General features: G+C 56.7%; 14 protein-coding genes. 11 read left to right on the forward strand and 3 right to left on the reverse strand.

Annotated features, from left to right (window positions below):
* The first annotated feature begins 4 nt into the window (after positions 1 to 4).
* From flgE to flgL, 8 genes are all read left to right on the forward strand, one after another.
* Positions 5 to 1,213 (forward strand): flagellar hook protein FlgE, encoded by a 1,209-nt coding sequence (gene flgE / locus IM290_RS09465; RefSeq protein WP_015570832.1) that lies wholly within the window; start codon positions 5 to 7, stop codon positions 1,211 to 1,213.
* Positions 1,214 to 1,233: 20 nt separating this feature from the next.
* Positions 1,234 to 1,989 (forward strand): flagellar basal body rod protein FlgF, encoded by a 756-nt coding sequence (locus IM290_RS09470; RefSeq protein WP_193041527.1) that lies wholly within the window; start codon positions 1,234 to 1,236, stop codon positions 1,987 to 1,989.
* An 11-nt stretch (positions 1,990 to 2,000) separates the two neighbouring features.
* The gene (gene flgG, locus IM290_RS09475) at positions 2,001 to 2,783 is read left to right on the forward strand and encodes a flagellar basal-body rod protein FlgG (protein WP_000625853.1); all 783 of its coding nucleotides are present in this window, start codon (positions 2,001 to 2,003) and stop codon (positions 2,781 to 2,783) included.
* Between the two features lie 57 nt (positions 2,784 to 2,840).
* On the forward strand, positions 2,841 to 3,539 hold the full coding sequence (gene flgH, locus IM290_RS09480) for a flagellar basal body L-ring protein FlgH (RefSeq protein WP_003857987.1): 699 nt from the start codon (positions 2,841 to 2,843) through the stop codon (positions 3,537 to 3,539).
* Positions 3,540 to 3,551: 12 nt separating this feature from the next.
* Complete coding sequence (locus tag IM290_RS09485; RefSeq protein WP_193041528.1) at positions 3,552 to 4,649, forward strand: flagellar basal body P-ring protein FlgI; 1,098 nt, start codon at positions 3,552 to 3,554, stop codon at positions 4,647 to 4,649.
* Positions 4,650 to 5,603, forward strand: a complete 954-nt coding sequence (gene flgJ / locus IM290_RS09490; RefSeq protein WP_017384732.1) for a flagellar assembly peptidoglycan hydrolase FlgJ — start codon at positions 4,650 to 4,652, stop codon at positions 5,601 to 5,603. It begins immediately after the preceding gene.
* 75 nt (positions 5,604 to 5,678) lie between these two features.
* The gene (gene flgK / locus IM290_RS09495) at positions 5,679 to 7,319 is read left to right on the forward strand and encodes a flagellar hook-associated protein FlgK (protein WP_032670131.1); all 1,641 of its coding nucleotides are present in this window, start codon (positions 5,679 to 5,681) and stop codon (positions 7,317 to 7,319) included.
* Positions 7,320 to 7,335: 16 nt separating this feature from the next.
* Positions 7,336 to 8,289, forward strand: coding sequence for a flagellar hook-associated protein FlgL (flgL, locus tag IM290_RS09500; protein WP_032670130.1), 954 nt, complete (start codon positions 7,336 to 7,338; stop codon positions 8,287 to 8,289).
* Positions 8,290 to 8,364: 75 nt separating this feature from the next.
* Here flgL and IM290_RS09505 read toward each other — a convergent pair whose 3' ends face one another.
* Positions 8,365 to 9,576: an MFS transporter gene (locus IM290_RS09505; RefSeq protein ID WP_193041529.1), complete on the reverse strand. Its 1,212-nt coding sequence runs from the start codon at positions 9,574 to 9,576 to the stop codon at positions 8,365 to 8,367.
* Between the two features lie 94 nt (positions 9,577 to 9,670).
* Between IM290_RS09505 and IM290_RS09510 the strand changes: the two genes are divergently transcribed.
* Positions 9,671 to 10,624 (forward strand): LysR family transcriptional regulator, encoded by a 954-nt coding sequence (locus IM290_RS09510; RefSeq protein ID WP_026080723.1) that lies wholly within the window; start codon positions 9,671 to 9,673, stop codon positions 10,622 to 10,624.
* 40 nt (positions 10,625 to 10,664) lie between these two features.
* Here the strand turns inward: IM290_RS09510 and rne are convergent, their stop codons facing one another.
* Positions 10,665 to 13,781, reverse strand: a complete 3,117-nt coding sequence (gene rne / locus IM290_RS09515; protein ID WP_193041530.1) for a ribonuclease E — start codon at positions 13,779 to 13,781, stop codon at positions 10,665 to 10,667.
* Positions 13,782 to 14,351: 570 nt separating this feature from the next.
* Between rne and rluC the strand changes: the two genes are divergently transcribed.
* Positions 14,352 to 15,299: a 23S rRNA pseudouridine(955/2504/2580) synthase RluC gene (rluC, locus tag IM290_RS09520; protein ID WP_003857970.1), complete on the forward strand. Its 948-nt coding sequence runs from the start codon at positions 14,352 to 14,354 to the stop codon at positions 15,297 to 15,299.
* A 95-nt stretch (positions 15,300 to 15,394) separates the two neighbouring features.
* On the opposite strand, the gene IM290_RS09525 is transcribed toward rluC, so the two are convergent.
* Complete coding sequence (locus tag IM290_RS09525) at positions 15,395 to 15,979, reverse strand: nucleoside triphosphate pyrophosphatase (RefSeq protein WP_032653209.1); 585 nt, start codon at positions 15,977 to 15,979, stop codon at positions 15,395 to 15,397.
* 140 nt (positions 15,980 to 16,119) lie between these two features.
* Between IM290_RS09525 and yceD the strand changes: the two genes are divergently transcribed.
* Positions 16,120 to 16,641, forward strand: coding sequence for a 23S rRNA accumulation protein YceD (yceD, locus tag IM290_RS09530; protein WP_003857966.1), 522 nt, complete (start codon positions 16,120 to 16,122; stop codon positions 16,639 to 16,641).
* The last annotated feature ends 7 nt before the right edge of the window (positions 16,642 to 16,648 follow it).

Raw genomic sequence — 16,648 nt, forward strand, 5'->3', positions numbered from 1 at the left:
AGTCATGGCCTTTTCTCAAGCGGTCAGCGGCCTGAATGCTGCGGCCACCAACCTGGACGTCATTGGCAACAACATCGCCAACTCCGCGACCTATGGTTTTAAATCCGGTTCTGCGTCTTTTGCAGATATGTTTGCAGGCTCTAAAGTGGGCCTGGGCGTGAAGGTTGCGGGTATCACCCAGGACTTCACCGACGGGACGACCACCAACACCGGTCGCGGTCTGGACGTCGCCATCAGCCAGAACGGTTTCTTCCGTATGGTGGATGCCAACGGTTCCGTGTTCTACAGCCGCAACGGCCAGTTCAAGCTGGATGAAAACCGTAACCTGGTGAACATGCAGGGGCTTCAGTTAACCGGTTATCCGGTTGCCGGCACGCCGCCTACGGTGCAAACCGGTGCGAATCCGCAGGCGATCTCCATCCCAACGACGCTGATGGCGGCGAAGTCCACCACCACGGCCTCTCAGCAGATCAACCTGAACTCCACCGATACCGCGCCAACCGTCGCCTTCGATCCGTCCAACCCTGACTCTTACAACAAGAAAGGCACCGTGACGGTGTTTGACAGTCAGGGTAATGCGCACAACATGAACCTGTTTTATGTCAAAAACGAGACGCCAGCTAACTCCTGGAAAGTGTATTCGCAGGACGGCAGCGTAGCGGGAGATGCAGCGAAACTGGCAACCACGCTGACCTTTAACGAGAGTGGTGTGCTGACGGGTGGCGATGATATCAAGATCACAACGGGCACCGTTCCGGGCGCGACGCCAGCCACGTTTGACATGAGTTTCGCCAACTCCATGCAGCAAAACACCGGTGCGAACAACATCGTGGCGACGAGCCAGAACGGCTATAAGCCGGGCGATCTGGTGAGCTACCAGATCAACGATGACGGTACCGTTGTCGGTAACTATTCGAACGAACAGACCCAGGTGCTGGGCCAGATCGTGCTGGCAAACTTTGCTAACAACGAAGGCCTGAAATCCGAAGGGGATAACGTCTGGTCTGCCACGCAGTCTTCCGGTGTTGCCCTGCTGGGAACCGCGGGTTCCGGTAACTTCGGCACGCTGACTAACGGTGCGCTGGAAGCCTCCAACGTCGATCTGAGTAAAGAGCTGGTGAACATGATCGTCGCGCAACGTAACTACCAGTCCAACGCGCAGACCATCAAAACCCAGGATCAGATCCTCAACACGCTGGTTAACCTGCGTTAAGCAGCTGACGGGAAAGCGCAATGGATCACGCAATATATACAGCGATGGGCGCAGCAAGCCAGACGCTCAACCAGCAGGCTGTTACCGCCAGCAACCTTGCGAACGCTTCCACGCCAGGTTTTCGTGCGCAGCTCAACGCGCTGCGTGCGGTGCCGGTAGAAGGGCTGTCATTGCCCACGCGTACGCTGGTCACCGCCTCCACGCCGGGTGCCGACATGACGCCAGGTCAGATGGATTACACCGCGCGTCCGCTGGACGTTGCCCTTCAGCAGGACGGCTGGCTGGCGGTGCAAACGGCTGACGGCGGGGAAGGGTATACCCGCAACGGTAATATCCAGGTGAGCGCCACCGGGCAGCTGACGATTCAGGGGCATCCGGTGATGGGCGAAGCCGGTCCGTTGACGGTGCCGGAAGGGTCAGAGCTGACCATTGCGGCAGACGGGACGATCTCGGCGTTAAACCCGGGTGACCCGGCGAACACCGTTGCGCCTGTCGGTCGTCTGAAGCTGGTGAAAGCCGAAGGCAACGAAGTGCAGCGTGGCGATGACGGGATGTTCCGTCTGACCCAGGCGGCGCAGGCCACGCGTGGCGCCACGTTACAGGCCGACCCGACCATCCGCGTGATGTCCGGCGTGCTGGAAGGCAGTAACGTCAAACCGGTGGAAGCCATGACCGACATGATCGCCAGCGCCCGCCGCTTCGAAATGCAGATGAAAATCATCAGCAACGTCGATGAAAACGCAGGCAAGGCTAACCAACTTCTGGCTATGAGTTAACAGGACTCCCTATGATCAGTTCCTTATGGATCGCGAAAACCGGTCTGGACGCACAGCAAACCAATATGGATGTGATTGCCAACAACCTGGCAAACGTCAGCACCAATGGTTTCAAGCGCCAGCGTGCGGTTTTCGAAGATTTGCTTTATCAAACGATTCGTCAGCCAGGGGCGCAGTCTTCTGAGCAAACCACGCTGCCGTCCGGTCTGCAAATTGGTACCGGCGTGCGCCCGGTCGCCACCGAGCGTCTGCACAGCCAGGGCAACCTGTCCCAGACCAACAACAGTAAAGACGTTGCCATTAAAGGTCAGGGTTTCTTCCAGGTGCAGCTGCCTGACGGGACCTCCGCCTATACCCGCGATGGTTCGTTCCAGGTGGATCAGAACGGCCAGCTGGTGACGGCGGGCGGTTTCCAGGTTCAGCCTGCGATCACCATCCCGGCGAACGCGCTGAGTATCACCATTGGTCGTGACGGCATCGTCAGCGTCACTCAGCAGGGTCAGGCCGCGCCGGTCCAGGTTGGACAGCTCAACCTGACCACCTTCATGAACGATACCGGACTGGAAAGCATCGGCGAGAACCTCTACACCGAAACGCAGTCTTCCGGCACGCCAAATGAAAGTACCCCGGGCCTGAACGGGGCGGGGCTGCTGTATCAGGGGTATGTGGAAACCTCGAACGTTAACGTGGCGGAAGAGCTGGTGAATATGATCCAGGTCCAGCGCGCCTATGAAATTAACAGTAAAGCAGTGTCGACGACCGACCAGATGCTGCAAAAACTGACGCAACTCTAAGGTGTAGCCCGGTGCGGTAAACGTCGCACCGGCTCCCTGTTTTCGAAGATGAAGGCAATGCAAAAAAACGCGGCGTTTCGTTATCCGATCCTGACTGTTCTGGCCGTCACCCTCAGCGGGTGTGCCTGGATCCCGTCTAAACCATTGGTACAGGGTGCGACTACCGCCCAACCCGTTCCCGGCCCCGCGCCGGTGGTGAACGGCTCTATTTTCCAGACCGCGCAGCCGATTAACTACGGTTATCAGCCGCTGTTTGAAGACCGTCGTCCGCGTAACGTTGGCGATACGCTGACCATTGTGTTGCAGGAAAACGTCAGTGCGAGTAAGAGCTCGTCGGCGAACGCCAGCCGCGACGGCAAAACCAATTTTGGCTTCGACACCGTGCCGCGCTATCTGCAAGGGCTGTTCGGCAACGCCCGTGCGGATGTGGAAGCCTCCGGCGGCAACACCTTTAACGGTAAAGGTGGTGCGAACGCCAGCAACACCTTCAGCGGAACGCTGACGGTTACGGTTGACCAGGTTCTGGTGAACGGCAACCTGCACGTGGTGGGCGAAAAACAGATCGCCATTAACCAGGGTACGGAATTCATTCGCTTCTCCGGTGTGGTTAACCCTCGCACCATCAGCGGCACCAACACCGTACCGTCCACCCAGGTGGCGGATGCGCGCATTGAGTACGTCGGCAACGGCTACATCAACGAAGCGCAAAATATGGGCTGGCTGCAACGCTTCTTCCTTAACTTATCGCCGATGTAAGCGAGGTGACCTATGTATAAATTTCTCTTCGCCGTGGCGCTGTCGCTGGTCGCTACCGTTGTGCAGGCCGATCGCATACGCGATCTCACCAGCGTGCAGGGCGTGCGCGAAAACTCCCTGATTGGCTATGGCCTGGTGGTGGGGCTGGATGGGACGGGTGACCAGACGACCCAGACGCCGTTCACCACCCAGAGCCTGAACAACATGCTCTCGCAGCTCGGTATTACCGTACCGGCCGGGACCAACATGCAGCTGAAAAACGTGGCGGCCGTGATGGTGACCGCGTCTTATCCGGCCTTTGCGCGTCAGGGGCAGACCATCGACGTGGTTGTCTCGTCGATGGGTAACGCCAAAAGCCTGCGCGGCGGTACGTTGCTGATGACGCCGCTGAAAGGCGTCGACAGCCAGGTGTATGCTCTGGCGCAGGGCAACATTCTGGTTGGCGGAGCAGGCGCGTCGGCGGGCGGCAGCAGCGTGCAGGTGAACCAGCTGAACGGGGGACGTATTACCAACGGCGCGATCATCGAACGTGAGCTGCCGACCCAGTTCGGCACCGGCAACACTATTAACCTGCAACTGAATAACGAAGACTTTACGATGGCGCAGCAGATCGCTGACACCATCAACCGCAGCCGGGGCTACGGCAGCGCCACCGCGCTGGATGCCCGTACCGTACAGATCCGCACGTCAACCGGCAGCAGCAACCAGGTGCGGTTGCTGGCCGATATCCAGAATATGGAAGTGAACGTGCCGGTGCAGGATGCGAAAGTCATTATCAACTCCCGTACCGGCTCGGTGGTGATGAACCGCGAAGTGACGCTGGACAGCTGCGCCGTGGCGCAGGGCAATCTCTCCGTCACGGTTAACCGCTCGGCCAACGTCAGCCAGCCGGATACCCCGTTTGGTGGCGGTCAGACGGTAGTGACCCCGCAAACGCAGATTGATTTGCGACAGAGCGGCGGTTCGTTGCAGAGCGTGCGCTCCAGCGCCAACCTGAACAGCGTGGTGCGTGCTCTGAATGCGCTGGGTGCAACGCCAATGGATCTGATGTCCATTCTGCAATCCATGCAAAGTGCAGGCTGCCTGCGCGCCAGACTGGAAATCATCTAAATGCTGACCGATAGCAAACTGTTGACCAGTGCCGCCTGGGATGCCCAGTCGCTCAACGAGCTGAAAACCAAAGCGGGCAAGGATCCGGCGGCGAATATCCGCCCGGTTGCCCGTCAGGTGGAAGGCATGTTCGTACAAATGATGTTGAAAAGCATGCGTGAAACTCTGCCGAAAGATGGCATGTTCAGCAGCGATTCCACGCGGCTTTACACCAGCATGTACGATCAGCAGATTGCCCAGCAAATGACCGCCGGAAAGGGGCTCGGCCTGGCGGACATGATTGTGAAGCAGACCGCAGCCGCTCAGGGGCTCCCGCCTGAAGAGGCCCCGCCGCAGGTGCCGCTGAAGTTTGATCTGGAAAAGGTGACCAGTTATCAAAATCAGGCGCTGACGCAGATGGTGCGTAAGGCGATGCCGAAGCCGGCAGAAACGCGTGACGAGCCGCTCTCCGGCGACAGCAAAGACTTCCTGGCGCAGCTCTCCCTGCCGGCGCGTCTTGCCAGTGAAGAGAGCGGCGTGCCGCACCATCTGATTCTGGCGCAGGCGGCGCTGGAGTCGGGCTGGGGGCAACGTCAAATCCGCAGGGAGAACGGTGAGCCGAGCTTCAACATCTTTGGCGTGAAGGCCACCTCCAGCTGGAAGGGGCCGACCACCGAGATCACCACCACCGAATATGAGAACGGTGCGGCAGTGAAGGTGAAAGCCAAATTCCGCGTCTACAGCTCGTATCTGGAAGCGTTGTCGGATTATGTCGGGCTGCTGAGCCGGAATCCGCGCTACACCGCCGTGACCCAGGCCGCCACGCCAGAGCAGGGCGCTCAGGCATTGCAGAATGCTGGCTACGCGACCGATCCAAACTATGCGCGCAAGCTGACCAGCATGATCCAGCAGCTGAAATCTATGTCTGAGAAGGTCAGCAAAGCGTATAGCACAGATCTCGAAAATCTGTTCTGAAAGTTCTCAAGTCCAGGTGGAGGTTGCCGATAACCTTCATCAGGACTCGTGTCTGAACGTATAAAAGGAACCCCCATGTCCAGTTTGATTAACAGCGCCATGAGTGGCCTCAGTGCTGCGCAGTCGGCACTCAATACCGTTAGTAATAATATTTCAAGCTACAACGTGGCAGGTTATACCCGCCAGACCACCATTCTGGGGGCATCAAACAGCACCCTGACCGGCGGTGGCTGGGTGGGTAACGGGGTCTATGTCTCCGGTGTTCAGCGTGAATATGATGCGTTTATCACCAACCAGCTGCGCGCGGCGCAGAACCAGAGCAGTGGGCTGACCACGCGCTACCAGCAGATGTCAAAAATTGACGACGTGCTTTCTGATACCACGAACTCGCTTTCTGCCAACCTCCAGGATTTCTTTAAAAGCCTGCAAACGCTGGTGAGTAACGCAGAAGATCCGGCTGCTCGCCAGACGGTACTCGGGAAGGCGGATGGTCTGGTAAACCAATTTAAAACCAACGATCAATATCTCCGCGATCAGGATGCGCAGGTCAATACGGCGATTTCTACCAGCGTCGATCAGATCAATAACTACGCGAAACAGATTGCCAATCTTAACGATCAGATCTCCCGGCTGACTGGCGTCGGTGCGGGCGCATCCCCGAATGAACTGCTCGATCAGCGCGATCAGCTGGTGAGTGAACTGAACAAGATTGTCGGTGTGGACGTCACCGTACAGGACAGCGGCACCTACAACATCTCTATCGCCAACGGTTACACCCTGGTACAGGGCAGCAACGCCAGCCAGCTGGCGGCGGTGAAATCCAGTGCGGACCCAGCGCGTACAACAATTGCGTATGTGGATGCCGCTGCGGGCAACGTGGAGATCTCAGAAAAACAGATCACCACGGGGTCGCTTGGGGGGCTGTTAACGTTCCGTTCTCAGGATCTGGATCAGGCGCGAAACACCCTTAACCAGATGGCGCTGGCGTTTGCGGATGCCATGAATACCCAGCACCAGGCTGGCTTTGATGCCAACGGGGATGCAGGCGGCAAGCTGTTTGATTTTGGCTCTCCGGCAGTGCTGAGTAACGGTAAAAACACCGGAAGCGCGTCCGTTACGGCCACGATGACGGACAGTACAAAGGTTCAGGCGACAAACTATAAAGTTGAGTACAACGGTACTGACTGGACAATCACGCGTCTGTCGGACAACACCAGCTTCACGGCCAAGCCTGACGCCAGCGGTAATCTGTCGTTTGATGGTCTCAACGTTAAGATTAGCGGCTCAGCCGATAATAAAGACAGTTTCATCGTCAAACCGGTGAATGACGTCATTGTGAATATGGACGTAGCGATCAGCGACGAATCCAAACTGGCGATGGCCTCCGCGAAAGGAAGCGGCGAAAGCGACAATACCAATGGCCAGAAGCTGCTGGATTTACAGAGCGCCAAATTGGTGGGAGGGAACAAAACCTTTAACGATGCTTATGCCGCGCTGGTCAGTACGGTGGGCAGCACCACGGCGTCGCTGAAAACCAGCAGCGAAACCAAAGTTAACGTGGTGACGCAGCTGACCAAACAACAGCAGTCAATCTCCGGGGTTAACCTGGATGAAGAGTATGGCAACCTGCAACGCTATCAGCAGTACTATCTGGCGAATGCGCAGGTGCTGCAAACGGCGAGCACGCTGTTTGATGCATTGATCAATATCCGCTAAGGCTGAGGCATAAAAAATGCGTATTAGTACTCAAATGATGTATGAGCAAAGCATGCGCGGCGTGACGAACTCCCAAAGTCTCTGGCTCAGCTACGGCGAGCAGATGTCTACGGGGAAGCGCATCAACCGTCCGTCTGACGATCCGATTGCCGCCTCGCAGGCCGTTGTGCTCTCTCAGGCCCAAACGCAAAACAGCCAGTATGCGCTGGCACGTTCTTTCGCTACGACGAAAGTCTCGCTGGAAGAGAACGTGTTATCGCAAGTGACAACCGCCATCCAGGCTGCTCAGGAAAAGATTGTCAATGCGGGCAACGGTACGTTAAGTGACGATGACCGCGCTTCGCTGGCCACAAACCTGCAAGGTATTCGCGATCAGCTCATGAACCTGGCTAACAGCACGGACGGTAACGGTCGCTATATTTTTTCCGGTTACAAGACCGAAGCGGCGGCTTTCGACCAGGCTACGGGTGATTATAAGGGCGGCGGAACGCCAATCAGCCAGCAGGTTGACTCCGCGCGCACGATGCAAATTAGCCATACGGGCACTGAAGTTTTTGATAGCTTCACCAGCAATGCGAAGCCAGAGCCAGATGGTAGTGCGCCGGAAACGAATTTGTTCAAGATCCTCGACGCCGCAATTGAAGCGCTGAATAAGCCAATTGGGGAGGATGAAACGAAAGCCGAGGCGTTTACGGCGGCTATTGATAAAGCCAACCGTGGCCTGAGCAACTCCCTCAACAACGTGCTGACCGTGCGCGCCGACCTCGGCATCAAGCTGGATGAGCTGGGCAAGCTGGACGCTCTGGGTGAAGACCGCGCGCTGGGTCAGACCCAGCAGATGAGTAACCTGGTTGACGTGGACTGGAACTCGGTGATTTCGTCCTACACCATGCAGCAGGCGGCGTTGCAGGCCTCGTATAAAGCCTTTAGCGATATGCAGGGTATGTCTTTGTTCCAGATGAACAAATAAGACTCTGACCTGTTTGACATGTCTTGAAACTGGGCATGTTTTGACTGCCCAACCCGTCCGGGTTGGGCATTTTTTTTACACACTTTCAGCCTGTGCGGACAGCACCCTGGCGCTTTCAACCACTCTGATAGCCAGCGCAATGGCGCCACACAGGGTTGCCAGAGCCACCACGCCAGACCAGCCCGCCAGCGTATAGATATTGCTGCCTACTGCCGAACCCAGCGCCATTCCGATGAAAATGACGGTAAACAGCAGGGCGTTCAGGCGTCCGCGGGCCTGCGGCTCAAGGCTATAGACCAGGTTCTGGTGGGCCACGAGGCTGGACTGCAAGCCGAGATCGAAACCGACCGCGGAGAGGGCAATCAGGATCAACTGACCGTGTACACCCAGTGCCGGCATCAGGAACATCAGGGCAAACGAGAGGGTCACCAGCGCGGCACCCAGTTGGGTGACTTTACCGGCGCCCAGCTTATCGGCAAGACCACCCGCCAGCGGTGCGGCCAGCGCGCCAGCGGCTCCGGCAATACCAAATCCACCCGCTATGGCACTGCCAAGGTGATACCGTTCCAGCAGCATGACCGCCAGCGTTGACCAGAATGCGCTAAAGGCAATCGACAGAAAACCCTGGGCCAGCGCGGCCCGACGCAGCGCCGGGTAACGACGCCACAGGTGCTCCATGGAACGCATCAGCGCGGGATAGCTCAGCGTGGAGTGAATAGCAAAACGTGGGAGTACGGCCCACATCACCGCGCCGACAAAGGCAATGCTTGCAGCAGCCAGCTGATACATCACCCGCCAGCCAAAGGCTTCACCGACCACGCCGCTGACGGTTCTGGAGAGCAAAATCCCCAGCAGCAGGCCGGTCATCACCGTGCCGACCGTTTTTCCCTGTTTACCTTCCGGCGCGAGGATCGCTGCGGCCGGGACAATATCCTGCGCCATGGTGGCGGCCATGCCAATCAGCAGGCTGGTGAGCAGCAGGGAGTGCAGTTGTCCGGTCAGGCTACAACCCAGCAGGAACAGCGCCAGAGCCGCACTTTTTATCAGGATCAGCGTTCTGCGGTCATGACGATCGCCGAGCGGGAGCAGAAACAGGATGCCCAGGGCATAACCCGCCTGGGTGAGCGTCGGGACCATGCCCATGCCTTCGATGCTCAGATGCAGGTCTGAGCCCATCAGCGGCAGAAGAGGCTGGGCATAATAGATGGATGCCACGCTAAAGCCCGCACCGAGTGCCAGCATTAAGATTACCCAGCGGCTTACGGCCCGGGTGGTGGTTGTGTTCATAAGATGTTCCTCATTCGTCGTGTGCGGCTATTTTTTATCAGTACGCCTTGCGACGGTAGCGGGCGCGGTGGTAAAACGCTTATACGTGCGGCGTATGGGTAAAAATGGTATGAAAAGGTCTGAGCGTATAGATCGGGTAGAACTGATGCGAACGTTTGTTCGCATTGTGGAGGCGGGGTCTCTTTCTGCGGCGGCACGTCAGCTGGCAACAACCCAGGCCACGGTGAGCCGACGGTTGCAGTCGCTTGAGACCATGCTGGGAGTACGCCTGATGCTGCGCACAACCCATACGACCCGGCTGACCGATGACGGCGAACGCTGCTATCAGCATGCCCGACGGGTGATTGACAGCTGGCTGGCGCTGGAAGACGAGGTAGGGCAGACGGAAGATGAACCGGTTGGGGTGCTGAGGGTGCGCGCCCCGCACGCGTTTGGCCAGGATCAGCTTCTGAAACCGTTAACCGAATTTTTACAGCGCTATCCCCAGCTTTCTGTAGAGTGGATGCTCAACGATCGCTCGGTTGATTTCCTCGGCGACAACCTTGACTGTGCTATTCGGGTGGGTGTGGAAGTCGATCCGGCGACCGTGTCCGTGCTGCTCGCTGAAGTGCCGCGCTCGGTGGTGGCTTCACCGGAATTACTGGCCCGTTATCCCGCTGTTAAAACGCCGGAAGATTTGCAGCAGCTTCCCTGGATTGCCATCAGCTCTTTTTATCAACGTCATGTGGAGCTTTTCCACGATGCATCATCTGCCCCGGCGCGGGTTACCATTACGCCACGCCTGAGTACCGACAGCCTGTATGTGGCGCGCAATACGGCACTCACCGGGCTGGGCGTGGCGGTGGTCTCCAGCTGGACAGTACAGGATGATATTCAGGAAGGACGACTGGTGCATCTACTGCCAGAGTGGCAGCCGGCAGCGTTACCGGTACATCTGGTTTACCCCTGGTCTCGTTATTATCCGGCGCGCTTGCGGCGTTTTCTGGAGCTGATGCGGAAGATAATGCCGGAGGTCACCGGAATGAGAAAGCCCCTGCAACAGCCATAAAAAAGCCGACCCGAAGGTCGGCTTTCGGTCTTAGCGTGCGTTATTCAACAGGCTGAGGACGGGTCGCTGGCGCAGTAGCCATGTGCGTTGCACTGTGACCACCGGCAGCACCTTTGCCTTCGAAGTTGAATGCCGGACGAACCCAGTCGCTATGGCGTGGCGCTTCAGGTACATACTCAGGTGCCGGGGCGCGAGTCATCGGCGCGGTAGCCACGTGAGCAGGCGCTGGAGCGGCAACGACCTCAACCGGCTCGGATTTCACTTCAGCCTCTTTGTCCTCTTCGACAACAGGCTCAACCTGAATCTCGACGTCCTGAACAACCTCTTCCGTCACCGTTTCGACGGCAACGTCTGCGGGCTCTTCTGCTGCGGAGACTGGTTCAGCTTCCTCCGCGACTTCTTCAGCCACCACGGTATCTTCTTCGGCAATGATCTGCGGGGCGGCATCAACCGGCGCAGCAATCACTTCAGGATGGGTCGTTTCCACTTCCACAGCCTGCGGTGCCGCCGTGTCAACAACCTGCGGTTCAACCACGGTTGCCGCTTCAGTCACGACGTCTTCCACCGCTGCTACCGGTGCAATCACCTCTTCGGTCACAGCCTGTTCTTCAACAGCCTGCTCCGGGCGAGCAACCGGATAACGGATCCAGACTTTACCGGATGCCATCTCAGGTGACGCGCACGCCACGGTCAGCGGCATTGGCGACTGAGTCGGGTAACGCTCGTCACGGTAGCGACGACGACGCTGGCCGCTCACGCGCAGGTGACGCGGAGAACGACGGGAGCGACGCGGCATACCTGCGTTGTCACGGTTTTCGCTGCTTTCGTCCTGCTCAACCTGATTTTCCACTACGGCTGGCAGGTCAACTTTCGCGACCTGGGTACCCGTTGTGCTTTCTGCTGCTTCAACCGCGATAACGTCGTTTTCTTCCGTCTGAACAGCACCCACACGTACTTTCTGGGTCAGCTGACGCTGCTTACGACGCGGCATAACCTGAGTACGCTCTTCCTGCTCCGTGTCCTGCTGTTCAACAGGCGCTTCGCGGTTCAGGTTTTTGACTTCCTGCTGGGCCTGGCGTTTCTCGTCGTTACGACGACGGTTACGATCGCGGCGAGGTTGCTGCTCGTCACGCTGTTTGCTCTTCTCGGACTCATCGCCCGCCTGCTGGCGAATCTCACGATCTTCAACGTTCTGCTGTTGCTTCTCGCGACGGTTGCGACGGTTGTCCTCGCGTTGTTCACGACCTTCGTTGTTCTCGGAACGATTATCACGGCGCTCGTTACGATCGCTACGGTCGTTGCGGTCATTACGATCGCGACGATTGTTCTGACGCTTACGACGGTCCTGCTGACGCTCTGGTTTCGCTTCTTTTGGCGCTTCTTTCGGCTGCTCAGGCTGAACTTCTTCGCCAGCAAACATTTTTTTCAACGCGCCGAAGATGCGGCTCAGGAGACCCGGCTGCTCAGGCTGCGCTTTTGGCGCGGCAGGGGCTGCCTTTTGCACGGCAGGTTTTGCCGCTGGTTTTTCCAGCGTCGCTTCCGGCGGGGCTTCCGGCATGATGAAGGTTGCTAATGCAGGCTGCTCAGGCAGTTTACGCTCGGCAGGCTCTTCATCCGATGGCAGCGCCATTTCTTCTTCATGCAGCTTCGGCAGCAAGTAGCTGAGGGTGCTTGTCTCTTCGCCTTTACGCACGCGCAGCACGTGATAGTGCGGGGTTTGCATCTCGTCGTTTGGCACGATGATGCAGCGAACGCCGCCCTGACGCGCTTCGATTGCGCTCACCGCCGCACGTTTTTCGTTCAGCAGGTAGGAGGCAATCGGCACCGGAACGATGGCGTGAACCTCTTTGGTGTTCTCTTTCAGCGCTTCTTCTTCAATCAGACGCAGAATAGAGAGGGAGAGCGATTCATTGTCACGCACGGTACCCGTACCGGAACAGCGCGGGCAGACGTGATGGCTGGACTCGCCGAGTGACGGGCTCAGACGCTGACGGGACATTTCCAGCAGGCCGAAGCGCGAGATATGGCTAATCTGGATACGTGCGCGATCCTGGCGTACCGCTTCACGCAGACGGTTTTCAACCGCACGCTGGTGGCGAACCGGGGTCATGTCGATGAAGTCGATAACAATCAGACCACCCAGGTCGCGCAGGCGGAGCTGGCGGGCGATTTCATCAGCGGCTTCAAGGTTGGTGTTGAAGGCGGTCTCTTCGATGTCGCCGCCGCGGGTTGCACGCGCGGAGTTGATGTCGATAGCGGTCAGCGCTTCGGTAGTATCGATAACGATAGAACCGCCGGACGGCAGACGCACTTCACGCTGGAAGGCAGACTCGATCTGGGATTCAATCTGATAGTGGCTGAACAGCGGGATTTCACCGGTGTACAGTTTAATTTTGCTGGTGAAATCCGGGCGACCCAGCGCGGCGATGTGCTGGCGAGCCAGCTCAAGCACTTTCGGGTTATCAATCAGAATTTCACCGATGTCCTGACGTAGATAATCACGGAAGGCACGCACAATAACGTTGCTTTCCTGGTGGATCAGGAACGGAGCAGGACGGCTCTCAGCCGCTTTCTTGATGGCTTCCCAGTGCTTCAGACGGAAGCTCAGGTCCCACTGCAACGCTTCGGCAGATTTGCCGACGCCTGCGGTGCGCACGATAAGGCCCATGCCGTCTGGCAGCTCGAGACTTGCCAGCGCTTCTTTCAGCTCGGTACGGTCATCGCCTTCGATACGGCGAGAGATGCCACCCGCACGCGGGTTGTTTGGCATCAATACCAGATAGCTTCCTGCCAGGCTGATAAAGGTGGTCAGTGCGGCACCTTTGTTGCCACGCTCTTCTTTATCGATCTGGACGATAACTTCCTGACCTTCACGCAGAACATCTTTAATGTTCGGACGGCCATGGGAGTTGTAGTTAGCAGGAAAATATTCGCGGGCGATTTCTTTGAGAGGAAGGAAACCGTGACGCTCAGCACCGTAATCGACAAATGCAGCTTCAAGGCTTGGTTCAATGCGGGTGATTTTGCCTTTGTAAATGTTCGCTTTTTTCTGTTCGTGTCCAGGACTTTCGATATCCAGATCGTACAGGCGCTGCCCATCAACAAGGGCGACACGCAACTCTTCTTGCTGAGTTGCGTTGATTAACATTCTTTTCATCGTAACTTACTCGTTATTCTTACATTGACGACAAAGCTGCGGGCAAGGTGACGCTTTCCGGGGTATGAACCGATGGCCTCGTGTCTATTCACGTCGCCAACCTCACGGTTGTCGCTCGCTTAAGAGGCGCAGAGTGTCGGTTGCCTGTGTTTCATACGGAAACACAGCGCAATTATCAGGGGAATTGCCTGGGAAAACTCTCCAGAGAACAATCCTTATACCGGGAAGTACTGCAACCCGCAGCCCGCTAACTGCCTGAAAGATCAATACGTCTTACGCCATTGCTGCGTGGATGATCGGTCAGACAAAATTGGTCATTCCGTCGACATCCTTACAAAACCCGGATTTAACGCGGAAAACGGATTCATTATTCCACTGCTCGCCGGGTTATAGCAAGATGACTTTTACCAATTATCACCCGGTTACTCACAGTTTCTTCACTTCAACGGGGTGATTGGTTTAATAACCACCAAATCGATTGCGCGAAAGGGGAGTGGTCCGGATAAAAGTAAATATAAGCATAGAAAAATGAGTGGCGCTAATGTCTGACGCTATTTAGAATCGCCAACCATGAAAACAGAGACTCCAGCCGTAAAAATGGTTGCCATCGCCGACGACGAGGCGGGGCAACGTATCGATAATTTTTTGCGCACCCAACTGAAGGGCGTGCCAAAAAGTATGATTTATCGCATCTTGCGTAAGGGCGAGGTGCGGGTGAACAAAAAACGCGTAAAGCCAGAGTATAAGCTCGAGGCGGGCGATGAAGTCCGCATTCCACCGGTACGTGTTGCAGAGCGTGAAGAAGAGGTCGTTTCTCCGAAGCTGCAAAAAGTCGCGGCCCTGAGCGACGTTATCCTTTATGAGGACGACCACATTCTGGTGCTGAATAAACCGTCCGGAACGGCGGTACACGGGGGGAGCGGTCTGAGCTTCGGCGTGATTGAAGGGTTACGCGCGCTGCGCCCGGAAGCGCGTTTCCTCGAACTGGTTCACCGTCTTGACCGCGATACCTCTGGCGTGCTGCTGGTGGCGAAAAAACGTTCTGCGCTGCGTTCACTGCATGAACAGCTGCGCGAAAAAGGGATGCAGAAAGATTATCTGGCGCTGGTGCGCGGCCAGTGGCAGTCCCACGTGAAAGTGGTGCAGGCGCCGCTGCTGAAAAATATTCTGCAAAGCGGCGAGCGCATTGTTCGTGTTAATCAGGAAGGGAAACCGTCTGAGACGCGCTTTAAAGTAGAAGAGCGGTATGAGTTTGCCACGCTGGTGCGCTGTAGTCCGGTGACGGGGCGTACCCACCAGATTCGCGTCCATACCCAGTTTGCGGGTCATCCGATTGCGTTTGATGACCGCTATGGCGATCGCGAATTTGATAAGCAGCTGGCGGGAACAGGGCTGTCGCGTCTGTTCCTGCACGCGGCAGCGCTGAAATTTACCCATCCTAATACCGGTGAAGTTATCCGTATTGAAGCGCCGCTGGATGAGCAGCTCAAACGCTGTCTGAAAGTTCTGCGCGGCTAAGGTAAATGTAAAACGGCAATGTATATTGCCGTTTTTTATGTTTGCCCCCTCTCCCTGTGGGAGAGGGCCGGGGTGAGGGCATCAGGCCACAGGGATCACATCGTCAGCGGATTACACTCTTCTCGCCTCAACATCTGGCACAGCGCAATCAGCGGCAACCCCACCAGCGTGTTGGGATCGCGGCCATCGAGCTTGTCGAACAACGCAATCCCTAGTCCTTCACTTTTAAAGCTCCCTGCACAGTTCAGCGGACGTTCCCGACGCACATAATCCATAATCTCCTGCTCGCTAAGATGACGGAAGTGCACATCAAACGGCTCGCACTCGGTTTGCAGATGACCGGAAGCCGAATTATAAAGCGCCAGGCCGGTATAAAAGGTCACGATACTGCCTCGCGCACGCAAAAGCTGCTGGCAGGCGTTTTCTTCCGTATGCGGTTTGCCGGTGATTTCGCCGTCCAGCACACAAACCTGATCGGAGCCTATAATCAGATGTGCGGGGTAACGTACGGCCAGCGACTGTGCTTTCTCTTTCGCGAGACGGGTAACCAGATGACGCGGTGACTCGCCCGGCTGTGGCGTTTCATCCACCTCCGGCGCAGCGCATTCAAACGGGATCCCGAGCTTTTCCAGCAGCATTCGGCGATAAGGTGAAGTGGAAGCAAGGACGAGATTTGGCATATTTTTATCACCAGATATAGCGTATCGATGCCAGCCATTTTAAACTACAGGCCGCAATGTGTGCGAATAATTGGCAAAAGGCAGCTCTGGTTGCCTTTTTCTTTGACTCTATGACGTTACAAAGTTAATATGCGCGCCCTATGCAAAAGGTAAAATTACCCCTGACTCTTGATCCGGTTCGTACGGCTCAAAAACGCCTCGATTACGAAGGAATCTATTCTTCCGATCAGGCTGAGCGTATTGCCGAATCTGTAGTCAGTGTGGACAGTGATGTAGAATGCTCCATGTCGTTCGCTATCGACAACCAGCGTCTCGCCGTGTTAACCGGTGATGCAAAGGTGACGGTAACGCTCGAATGTCAGCGTTGCGGGAAACCGTTTGTACAGCATGTTCACACAACGTATTGTTTTAGTCCGGTTCGTTCTGACGAACAGGCTGAAGCACTCCCGGAAGCGTATGAGCCGATTGAGGTTAACGAATTCGGTGAAATCGATCTTCTGGCGCTGGTTGAAGATGAAGTCATCCTCTCCCTGCCAGTCGTTCCGGTGCATGATTCTGAACACTGTGAAGTGTCCGAGGCGGACATGGTCTTTGGGGAACTGCCTGATGAAGCGCAAAAACCAAACCCATTTGCCGTATTAGCCAGCTTAAAGCGTAAGTAATTGAGGA

It is taken from the genome of Enterobacter cloacae complex sp. S1 (genome assembly GCF_014930525.1).
In the GTDB taxonomy this organism is placed as follows: Bacteria; Pseudomonadota; Gammaproteobacteria; order Enterobacterales; family Enterobacteriaceae; genus Enterobacter; species Enterobacter hormaechei_C.